Origin of the sequence: Streptomyces sp. NPDC051172 (assembly GCF_040682555.1) — a bacterium.
Taxonomy (GTDB): domain Bacteria; phylum Actinomycetota; class Actinomycetes; order Streptomycetales; family Streptomycetaceae; genus Streptomyces.
Window position 1 is genome coordinate 1 of sequence record NZ_JBFBBE010000203.1, and the last position, 10,207, is coordinate 10,207.

Below are 10,207 nucleotides of genomic sequence, written 5' to 3' on the forward strand. Positions count from 1 at the left end.
TGGGTTCGAACCAGTGACCTCTTCGGTGTGAACGAAGCGCTCTCCCACTGAGCTAATCGCCCGGGAACGCACTGAACCATACAGGTCTTCGCGGGTTTCCTTCAAACCGCTTCCAGGTACGCGACCAGGCCTCGCTGTCCGGCCCGCATCATCAGCCGGTGGTTGGCGCGGAACACCGGCCGACCCGGCACGGCGAACCGCCTCAGCAGCGGCTTGTGCACGTCGACGGCCTGCTCGAAGCGGGCGAGGGCGCCGGCGCCCCCGGCGGTGATCGTCCAGCGCGCCCAGCCCTCGATGTCGCCGGACATGGCGATCTCCAGGACGCCCACGCCGGGGTCGCGGCACGTCTCGCGGGCGGTGAATTGCAGGTCGTACGGGAGGACGGAGCGGATCCGGATGACGCCGGTGGTGTCGTCGAGCCGGGTCACCTCCCGCACCTGGGGCCACCAGCGGGGGTACTCCTCGGCCCGCTCCAGCACCTCGTACACGGTGGCGGGCGGGGCGGGCAGAACCCAGCGGCTGCGGAAGCGGTAGTGCGTCCAGTCCATGGGAGGAGTCTGCCCGTACCCGGGGCGTTCGCTCCCGTATCCGGGCCACGTGTGGCGGGATCTGAGTACGTGGCTGAGTACCTGCACTCATGGCGTACGACGTGATGCGGACCACACTCCGAGGCATGACGCATGTTCCGCCCCCGGCGGAGGAGTTGTGGCTCCTCGATGCCGAGCTGCGGCAACTGGACGCCCGCCGGGCCCAGTTGCTTCATCGCCGTGCCTGGCTGGTCGCCGCGCTTCAGACGGCCCGCCCGGTGCACCCGGCACCGCACGCGCCCGTAGAGGCGTCTCGCCCGGAGGCCACCGCGCCCGGTGTGCAGAACGTTCTGCTGCTGCTCGGCGGGGTCCTGCTCACCGTCGCCGCGATGGTGTTCACACTGGTCAGCTGGGGGCATCTGGGGATCGCGGGGCGGGCCCTCGTGCTCGGCGCGGTCACGGTGGCCGCGCTCGGTGCGCCGTTTGTCCTGCTGCAGCGCGGGCTGCGTTCGACGGCCGAGTCGGTGGCCGGTCTGGGACTGGCGCTGACGGTGCTGGACGCGTACGCACTGCAGCAGGTCGCCTTCACGGGGACGGACGGGGCGGGGTACACGGCCATCGCGTCGGCGCTGCTGGCGGGGCTCTGGGCGGCGTACGGTCTGCTGCCGCGTGCGGCCGGGCTGCGGCTGCCGCTGCCCGGCGCGCTGGCGGCGGCCCAACTCCCGCTGTTCTTCTGGGCGCTCTCGGCCGGCGCGGGATCGTCCGGGATCGCGACCGCGCTGCTGGTGACGGCCGGGTTCGACACAGCTGTGGCGCTGTGGGTTGCCGCCGGGTCCGTACGCGTCCTCGCCGCCGTCGGCGCGTACGGCACGGGCGCCCTGGGTGCACTGACGGCCGGCTGGCTCTCGTGGGATGCAGCCGGTCCGGGCGCCGCCGCCCGTGCGGCGGCGCTCCTCACCCTTGCGGCGGCGATCGCACTGGTCGCCGCCTGGCGGCTGCCGAAGCCGGCCGTGGCGACGGGCCACGCCGTGCCGGGCGGTCTGCTCCTGGTCGCTGCGGTCGGTGGCGTGCTGCGGGTGACGCTGCCGGACGGATGGACCGTACCGGGGTACCTGGCCTGTGGCGTCGCGTTGTTGGCGGTCTTGCGGGTGCGACTGCCCGAGCCTGTGCGGCGGGGACTCGTCCAGGCCTCCGCGGCGGTGCAGGCCGTCGCCGTCGCCTGTGCGCTGCCGCTGGTCGTGGTCGCGCTGCTGGGCCCGCTGGGCTGGGCGGAAGGCTGGTGGACCGGTGCGCCTTCGGGCGCGCGGGCCGCGGCGGCCGTCCACATGCCGTGGCCGCCGTATCCCGGTCAGCTGCTCCTCGGCCCGGTGGTCGTGGCAGCCGCGCTGGCCCTGCTGGTCCGTGGCGAGACCCGGCGGCCCCAGGCGCTGACCGGCGCGACACTCCTCGCCTGGGCCACCGTCATGACTCTGCCTGCGGTCCTCCAACTCCCCTACTCCGCCGCCCTGTGGCTGCAGGGTGCGGTGACCGCAGCGGTCCTCGCGGCGGCGGCCCTCCGGCTCCTGCCCGTGACCGGCACCGCGCTCGCCCTGGGCGGTTCGGTCTCCCTCGCCTTCCTCTCGTTGGCCTCCCAGACGGCCACTCTCACCGTGCTGTCCGTTCTGACGGCACTGTTCGCCGCTGCCTCGCTGCGGCCGCACCTCGCGCCCTTCACGGCCCCGGCCGCGCTCGTGTACGCCACCGCGCTGGCATGCGCCACAGGTCTGGCGGCCGACTGGCGGCCGCAGCACACGGCGCTGCTGGTCCTGGTGGTCCCGGCGGCCGCGGCCCTGCTCGCCGCGCGCCCGGGTGAGAGCCGCGCGCGCGTGCCGGTCGAGGTGACCGGAGCCGCCGCCGGACTGCCGGCCGTCGGCCTCGCGACCACCGCCCCGCCGATGCTCGCCCTGGTGCTGTCCCTGTGCGGAGTGATCGCGGCGGGCACGGCGGTACGCTCCGACCGCCGCCCCGCAGGCTGTGCGGCCGCCGCCCTGTTCCTGCTGGCCGGCTGGGTCCGGCTGGCCGCCTGGGACGTCGGCACCGTCGAGGCGTACACGCTCCCGGTCACCGTTCCGGCGCTGTGTGTCGGCGCCTGGCGCAGGTCCCGCGATCCGCAGGCGTCGTCGTGGACGGCGTACGGCGCCGGACTCGCCGCCACCCTGCTGCCGAGCCTCGCCGCGGCCTGGCACGACCCGCACTGGACGCGCCCGCTGCTGCTCGGCACGGCGGCCCTGCTGAGCACCCTTCTGGGTGCCCGCCACCGCCTCCAGGCCCCCCTCGTCCTGGGCGGCTCGGTGCTGATCCTGGACGCCCTGCACGAACTGGCCCCCTACCTGGTCCAGATGACCGGCGCCCTCCCCCGCTGGGTGCCTTTTGCCCTCGCCGGCCTGCTCCTACTGGCACTCGGGGCAACCTACGAGCGCCGCCTCAGGGATGTCCGTCGCGTACGGGACATCTTGACCACCATGAGCTGAGCGCCCCAAAGGGGCGCGGGGCTCTGCCGATTTGCGGCTCCGCCGCGTGGGCGCGACCAGCCACAACGGACCCGCAGACGAAAGAGGAGCGCAGTTCCCCGGCCCCCCAGCGGAGCGCTACGGCATCTTGTCGCCGAGCAGCGCCAGATTCTCAATGGCCGCAAGGCCGTACAGCGCCGTGTCGTTCGACGAAACCCACGCCGCTTCGCTCCCCGCAACCAGAGTCACCGGCCCGCTCAAAGCCTCCGTCTTCCAGGGCGAAGCCTCCGTATACCCGTCGGAGCCGTAGAACTTCGTCCACGCCCGCTTGGCCAGCGCATCATCACCGGTCTGGACGGCGGCGTACGCATCCAGGCGCGAGTGCCCCTGGAACAGCAGCAGGGTGCCGAAGTCGGAGCCGTAGCGAGCCTTCTGCTCGGTCTTCGTGGCGTTGAAGTAGCGGCAGTAGTCGAAGTAGGCCTGGTTGAACTCGGGCATGTCGACGAGGTCGATGAGCTCGGCGCACAGTTCGCCCAGGCCGAAGACGGCCGAGAGGTGCGAGACGGAGACCACGGGCGTCGAGGCGACGGCGAACTCGCCGGTGTCGAGGTCGTACAGCCCGCTGCCCTGGACGAAGCCGTTGGGCTGTGCGGCGATGCCCTCCATCGTCGACAGCACGCGCGCCTTGGCCTTCTCCCATTTGGGGCCCTTGCGCTCCCACTCGGTCAGCCACGCGGACACCAGGCCGCTCCAGTCGGTGCCGAAGCCGATCGACAGGGCGTGCCGGTCGGGCGTGTACGGGTCGGTGCGGACCTTGCGCTGCGGGTCCAGGACCAGGAAGGTCTCGTCGGAGTCGACGTTGGCGTGCATGAGGTCGCCGACGCGTTCGTCGGCGGTGAGGAAGTAGTAGTAGCGCCGGTAGGTGGTGTTGGCGATGCGCTGCTGCTTGGCGCTGTCGGCGTAGTGCTGGACGCCGTGCCGGGTGCCGAGGCCCGCCCAGTCGCCCAGGTGGTAGACGTCGACCTCGCCCGTGTGCCGGGTGAGGGCCTCGGCGAAGCGGAAGATGTCCGCACGGCCGGAGCGGAGGTAGGCCATCCAGAGCCAGATGTCCGGCGAGAGCTCGGAGTTGTCCCAGGCGTAGCCACCGACGTCGTACCGCCACTGGTGGCGCACGGTGTCGTAGGTGTGCATGAAGTCGCCGTAGTCCCAGAAGCCGTACCAACGGCGCTGCTCCACCTGGTCCTTGTAGTAGGTGAAGAGGAAGTCGAGGTGATCCTCGATCTTCGCCTTGGCCGGTGTGGAGCGGTCCGGCTCGGAGTACAGGCCCGGGCCGAAGACCTTGGCCTTGATGAGCTGCCCCGGCGGGGCGGCGAGCTGCGGCAGCACGCGTACGGCCTCGATCTGTCGGGCGAGCTTCTCGGCGGCCGGGGTCGACTCGTTGGCCCAGAAGAGGAGTTCGGAGGTGCGGGCGATGCCGTAGGGGGTGCCGAACTTCGGCTCGTAGTCCTCGTAGGTGATGTTGAGGCCTTCCAGCTGCTTCGCGTACGTGTCCTGGCCCATGCCGTCGTGGTAGAAGCGCAGGTCCATGGGCTGGGCCTCGGGCGACCAGAGCCAGAGGGTGACCTCGGCCTCGTCGGTGTGGGCGTCGCGGATGTCGAGCTGGGCGGGGTGCTTCTCCCAGAAGTTCCTGAGGCCGAAGGAGAATCCGCCGCTCGCGCCGCCGACATAGCCGAAGCCGGAGGCGCGCTTGCCGCCGCCGGCGGCGATCCAGCCGTAGCCCTTCTTGGTCCGCTTGCGCAGCGTGAAGCCGTCGGCGGAGAGCTGGGAGAGGGTGTAGTCGCCCCACTCCGGGATGTACTGCAGCCGGGTCGTCACCCGCTGGTCCCAGGTGGAGGGGTCGGGCAGCTTCTGGCCCGCGTACTGGGCCGCCTGCACGGCGGCGCCCGGGTCGCGGCGCAGCCCGGTGATGCCCTTGACCGCCTCCCGCAGCAGTCCGGTGCCCTCGCCGCCGATGCGGATGTGCCGGTCGTACGACGCGTCCCGCATCGGAACGCTGAAGCGCACCCCGAGCCCTCTGATGAAGTCGCCGCTCGCCTTGCCGGGCTCCTGGGTGCCGTCGTAGGTGATGGTGTGCACCATGCGGAAGGAGTCGGCGCCTGCGTAGAAGTACAGCCGGACGGAGAACGGCAGCCAGCTCCGGTCGCCCTTGCGGTGCTTGCCGTCGATGCGGACGACGGCCCGGACCGGCCCCTCCTGCTCGACGGTGACCTCTCCGATGGCACCGTCGAAGCGCTCGGTCCTGACCGTGCCCTGGTCCTCGTCCTCGATCTCCGGCTGGCGGATCAGGACGAGCCGACCGTTCCTGGCGATCTCCGTCGAGCCGCGGGTCACCGACTTGATGAGGGTGGAGCCGTTCTTGCCGATCTTGGCGGTGATGACACCGGTCGAGACGTCGACGGTGCCACCGCTCTTGTCTACGGTGACCTTCTTGTCGGGGGCCGCCGCGTCACCGGCGGCGAGGGTGAGCTTGCCGGAGCCCGAACTCACCGCGTGCGCCGACCACTTGAGGGAGCCGTCCGGCCAGTACGCGATCGGCCAGGACTGCACGGGCACCACCCTGCCGTCCGCGTCCGTGAGCGCGAAGGCCTGGTCGGGCTGGTGGACACCCTTCGGCCAGGGAACGCCGACGGTCGAGCCGGGCGCGGCCCCCAGGCCGCCGTCCTCCAGCCAGTCCAGGGTCACGGGATCGGCAGCCGCGGCCTCGGCTCTGGGCGCGGCCTGCGCGTCCTTGGCCCCTGGGGCCCAGCTGAACTGCGCGGCGGCTCCGGCGACGGCGGCCGCCTTGAGGAGGGACCTGCGGGGGATGGGAGACATGAGAGTTCAGCCTTTCCTTTCCGTGCGGGACGCTTCTTCCGAGCAGCTGGTCAGGGGCATGACAGAGAGGCAGGGCACCCGGGGCGCCCGCCTGGTGGAGGGCACCACCGGTCAGCGGCGCCGGTACCGCTCCTCCACGGCGACGGCCGCGGCCGCGACGGCCCCCAGGACGGGGACCGCCAGCGGGGCGATCAGCAGGGCGGAACAGACCACGAGGACCACTCCGCCGACGAGCAGGAAGGATCCGGCGGGGTCGAGGACGGTGCGGCGGCCGGCCTCGGCGAGCAACGCCCGCCAGGCCGCCCCCGGCTCCCAGACCGCCGCCGCTCGCAGCCCGGCCACGACGAGACCGATCAGCGCGAACAGGCCGACGGCCCCCACGAACGGCCCTCCGGGCAGACCGGCACGCGCGGCCTGGACGTCCACCCAGACCAGGCCCACCGCAATCCACCCGGCGAGCCCGGCGACCCATCCGCCGCGCACGGCCGTACGGAAGTCGCCGACGAACTCCCGCCGGCCGCCGCCCTCATGGCCGGTACGACGGCGCAGATGCCGCGACCCGGCGGCGAAGGCGGCCGGAAAGGTCACCACTCCCAGCGAGGCCACCGCGATCCACACCCCGGTGAGCAGACACTCGGCGAAGACCCCGAACCGCTCCGCGAACACCGACTCCTTGCGTGCCTTCACCCGCACTCCGGCCATGGTGACCGCCTCAGCCCTTCAGTCCGGAGGTCGCCATACCGTCGATCAGATAGCGCTGGAAGGCGAGGAAGAACAGCAGCACCGGCAGCAGCGCCACCAGCGACATCGCGATGAGGCCGCCGTAGTTGGCGGCGACGCCGTCGGAGTCCCGGAACATCATCATGCCGAGGGAGACGGTGTACTTGCCCGGCTCGTTGAGGTAGATCAGCGGGCCCATGAAGTCGTTCCAGGCGTTGATGAAGGTGAAGATGGCACTGGTGATGAGCGCGGGCCGGCACAGCGGCAGCACGATCGACCAGTAGATCCGCAGATGCCCGCAGCCGTCGATCCGGGCGGCCTCGTCGAGCTCCCTCGGCAGATTGCGCATGAACTGCACCATGAGGAAGACGAAGAATGCCTCCGTGGCCAGGTACTTGCCCAGGAGCAGCGGCACATACGTGTTGATCAGCTCCAGCTTCTGGAACATCACGTACTGCGGGATCAGCAGCACATGATACGGCAGCAGGAGCGTGCCGATCATCAGCGAGAACAGCAGGTTCCGGCCCGCGAACCTGATCTTGGCGAAGGCGTACGCCGTCAGCGAGCAGGAGAACAGGATGCCGATCACGGCGCCGCCCGCATACAGAAGGGAGTTCCGGAAGAACGTCCAGATCGAGATGTCGGCGATACCGTCGGCGAGGCCCTTGAAGTTCTCCAGGATGGGACGAGCGGGGAACAGCTGAAGGCTGTTGATGATGTCCTTGCTCGGCTTGAAGGACGCGCCGATCACCCAGACGACGGGATAGAGGACGACCGCGAGGACGAGCAGCGAGCCGATGTGCCAGACGAGCGAGCCGGCGCGTTTGCGGCCGAGACCGCCGAGCAGCTTCGAGGTGGTGGGTGTGGTGGCACTCATCGGGCGTCCTCCTCGTAGTGCACCCACTTCTTCTGCGACCAGAACAGGACGGCGGTCACCAGGGCCACGGCGAGCAGCAGCATCCAGGCCATCGCGGAGGCGAAGCCCATCTGGGCGTTCTTGAAGCCCTGCTGGTAGAGGTAGCAGGTGTAGACGAGCGTGGCGTCGGCCGGGCCGCAGTAGGTGTTGGAGACGACATAGGCCGAGCCGAAGATCTGGAACGAGTGGATGGTCTCCAGCAGGACGTTGAAGAACAGCACCGGGGAAATCATCGGCAGCGTGATGCTCCAGAACTTGCGGAAGGCCCCGGCGCCGTCCAGCTCGGCGGCCTCGTACAGCTCTTTGGGCACCTGCTTGAGCCCGGCCAGGAAGATGACCATGGGTGCGCCGAACTGCCAGACGGTGAGGGCGACCAGGCAGTAGAGGATCCAGTCGGGGTTGCCGACCCAGCCGCCGACGTGCAAGCCGAAGACCGACATCGTACGGTCGACGATGGCGTTGTCGGAGAAGATCGACCGCCAGACGAAGGCGACCGAGACGCTCGCGCCGATGAGCGAGGGCGCGTAGAACGCGGCCCGGTAGAAGGCCTGTCCGCGGCGGCTCTGCGCGAGCAGCAGCGCGACTCCGAGGGCGAGCAGCAGTTTCAGCGGGGTGCCGATGATCACGTATTTGGCCGTCACCTCCACCGACTTCTGCCAGCGGGGGTCGTCGAACATCTTGGTGAAGTTGTCGAGACCGACCCACTTCGGGGTGTTGAAGAGGTTGTAGTCGGTGAACGCGAAGTAGAGCGAGGCGACCATGGGGCCCGCGGTCAGGAGCAGAAAGCCCGCGATCCACGGGGACATGAAGAGATAGCCGACGAGGTTCTCCCGCCGCCCCCGCTGCTTGACGGCGGCCGGGGCGGCGGAACGGGCCTTCCGGGTGGCGGGCGGTGATTCCTTGACGAGCGTCACAGTGCTTCCCAATCGATTCCAGGCGAGGTGACTGCGGTTGCAGCGCCCCACAGGGGCGCGGGGCTGTGCCCGATACGCGGCTCCCGCCACGTGGGCGCGACCAGCCACGACGGCGCAGCAGACAGAACTCGACGAACCACCGCGCCCCCAGCGGAGCGCCTACGCCTGGAAGGCGGCCTGCGACTCGTCGAAGAACTGCTTCACCGCGGCGGAGGGCTTCGTCTTGCCCTGGGCCAGGTCGCCGCCGATCCGCAGGAAGGCCGCCTCGATGGTGTCGGCGCCGGAGGGGTGCGGGGTGATCGTGCCGAGGACACCGGCCTCGGCGGTGTCCGCCTCGTACTGCGCGATCTCCTTGTTGACCGGGTCGGTCGGCTTGAACGCGTCGTACTGCTGGGTCGAGGCGAGGATGCCCCGGTCGTAGCCCATGATCTTGCCGACTTCCGGGTCGTGGACCATGAAGTTGATGAACTGGGCGACTTCCTTGGGGTGCTGGGTGCGCGCGGAGGCGCTCAGCATCAGGGAGGCCAGGTACTGCCCGGTGTGCTTTCCGTCCATGGTGGGGATCGGCGCGAGGCCGTACTCGCTGCTGCCCTCGGCCGTGTAGCGAACGGTGAAGTTGTCCCAGGTGAACTCCGAGGCTCCATGACCGGCGGAGAGGGAGGACTTGGGCCGGTCCTGCTCGACGGTCCTGGGGTCGGTGATGATGCCGGCCTTCACCCGGCTGTAGCCGTCCTGCCACCACTCCGTCAGGTCGGCCTTGTCGAAACCGAGCCCGTCCTTGGTGTAGAACGCCTTTCCGTTCTGCCGCAGATACAGGTCGTACAGGTACATGATGCTGAAGTAGCCCGTGTCGCCGGGCACCTTGGTCTTGTCGTGGATGGTCTTGAGGGCCTTGAAGTAGTCGTCCCAGGTCCAGCCCGTGGCCGGTTCGACGCCCGCCTTCTGGAAGACCTTCTTGTCGATGACCAGCGCCATCGTGTTGGAGCCGACGGGGATGCCGAGCTGCTTGCCGTCGACCTCGCCGACCTTGGTGACGCCCGCACGGAAGTTGCCGAGGCTCAGATTCCCCGCGTCGATCTGGGCCTTGAGGTCGAGCAGGACGCTTCTCTTGTCGTACTTCCGAAGGAAAGTGACGGCGTTTTGGAAAACGTCCGGGGGATTTCCACCGGCTGCCTGCGTCTGGAACTTCTCCCAGAATGAGACGTAGTCCTGGAAGTCCGTCTTCACCTTGATCTTCGGGTACTTCTTCTCGAAGAGCTTGATGGTCCGGTTGATCTTCTTGGCCCGCTCGTCGGCACCCCACCACGAGTAACGGATCGTCACCGTCCCGTCGGCGGAGGTGCCGCTGTCGCCGCCGCAGCCCGTCGTCGCGGCCAGCCCCAGCGCGGCCGCCGACGCTCCGGCGGCCTTGAGGATCGTACGCCTCTCAACATTCCTGCTGGTTCCCACAGTCGGGCCCCTCCCCGGCATCATCGCCAGCTGCATGAATCGTTTCAAGTAAGCGCTTGCTGCCACAAGTTACGGAGGGGCTCGGAGTGCGTCAATGATTCGGACAGGAATTTCTTACCGGGCGCGCGGACGAGTTCACGGCACATCAGCGCCAGAACGCACCACGAGAGAGTCGATGCCGCAGGTGAGACGCTTGCGATCGACGGACCGAACGTCAACTGGCCATCCACACAAGGATGTTGTCCGGCCGAATCTCACTGCGGGGCGGAACCCGTCCGAGGGGTACACACGTCGGCGGCCCGCCTGCTCTCGCAGACG

7 protein-coding genes are annotated in these 10,207 nt (G+C 69.6%); 1 reads left to right on the forward strand and 6 read right to left on the reverse strand.

Translation table 11 applies throughout. The annotated features are described in order from the left end of the window. Positions 1-101: 101 nt before the first annotated feature. Positions 102-548 (reverse strand): SRPBCC family protein, encoded by a 447-nt coding sequence (locus tag AB0N07_RS48275; RefSeq protein ID WP_365846940.1) that lies wholly within the window; start codon positions 546-548, stop codon positions 102-104. A gap of 125 nt (positions 549-673) precedes the next feature. Between AB0N07_RS48275 and AB0N07_RS48280 the strand changes: the two genes are divergently transcribed. Next, entirely contained in the window at positions 674-3,037 is a 2,364-nt protein-coding gene (locus tag AB0N07_RS48280) for a hypothetical protein (protein ID WP_365846942.1), read from the forward strand. A 117-nt stretch (positions 3,038-3,154) separates the two neighbouring features. On the opposite strand, the gene AB0N07_RS48285 is transcribed toward AB0N07_RS48280, so the two are convergent. The 5 genes from AB0N07_RS48285 to AB0N07_RS48305 all read right to left on the reverse strand — a co-directional run bounded on the left by AB0N07_RS48285 (position 3,155) and on the right by AB0N07_RS48305 (position 9,889). Next, complete coding sequence (locus tag AB0N07_RS48285) at positions 3,155-5,890, reverse strand: Tat pathway signal sequence domain protein (protein ID WP_365846944.1); 2,736 nt, start codon at positions 5,888-5,890, stop codon at positions 3,155-3,157. A gap of 111 nt (positions 5,891-6,001) precedes the next feature. Further along, positions 6,002-6,592, reverse strand: a complete 591-nt coding sequence (locus AB0N07_RS48290) for a hypothetical protein (protein WP_365846946.1) — start codon at positions 6,590-6,592, stop codon at positions 6,002-6,004. A 10-nt stretch (positions 6,593-6,602) separates the two neighbouring features. Further along, positions 6,603-7,487: a carbohydrate ABC transporter permease gene (locus AB0N07_RS48295; RefSeq protein ID WP_365846948.1), complete on the reverse strand. Its 885-nt coding sequence runs from the start codon at positions 7,485-7,487 to the stop codon at positions 6,603-6,605. Further along, on the reverse strand, positions 7,484-8,440 hold the full coding sequence (locus AB0N07_RS48300) for a sugar ABC transporter permease (protein WP_365846950.1): 957 nt from the start codon (positions 8,438-8,440) through the stop codon (positions 7,484-7,486). The genes AB0N07_RS48295 and AB0N07_RS48300 overlap by 4 nt, the downstream gene beginning before the upstream one ends. A 159-nt stretch (positions 8,441-8,599) precedes the next feature. After that, positions 8,600-9,889 (reverse strand): extracellular solute-binding protein, encoded by a 1,290-nt coding sequence (locus tag AB0N07_RS48305; RefSeq protein WP_365846952.1) that lies wholly within the window; start codon positions 9,887-9,889, stop codon positions 8,600-8,602. Between the last annotated feature and the right edge of the window lie 318 nt (positions 9,890-10,207).

Excerpts from the sequence above, each read along its gene's own strand:
- AB0N07_RS48275 (WP_365846940.1), bottom strand. The coding sequence starts at position 548 with ATGGACTGGACGCACTACCGCTTCCGCAGCCGCTGGGTTCTGCCCGCC.
- AB0N07_RS48280 (WP_365846942.1), top strand. The coding sequence starts at position 674 with ATGACGCATGTTCCGCCCCCGGCGGAGGAGTTGTGGCTCCTCGATGCC.
- AB0N07_RS48285 (WP_365846944.1), bottom strand. The coding sequence starts at position 5,890 with ATGTCTCCCATCCCCCGCAGGTCCCTCCTCAAGGCGGCCGCCGTCGCC.
- AB0N07_RS48290 (WP_365846946.1), bottom strand. The coding sequence starts at position 6,592 with ATGGCCGGAGTGCGGGTGAAGGCACGCAAGGAGTCGGTGTTCGCGGAG.
- AB0N07_RS48295 (WP_365846948.1), bottom strand. The coding sequence starts at position 7,487 with ATGAGTGCCACCACACCCACCACCTCGAAGCTGCTCGGCGGTCTCGGC.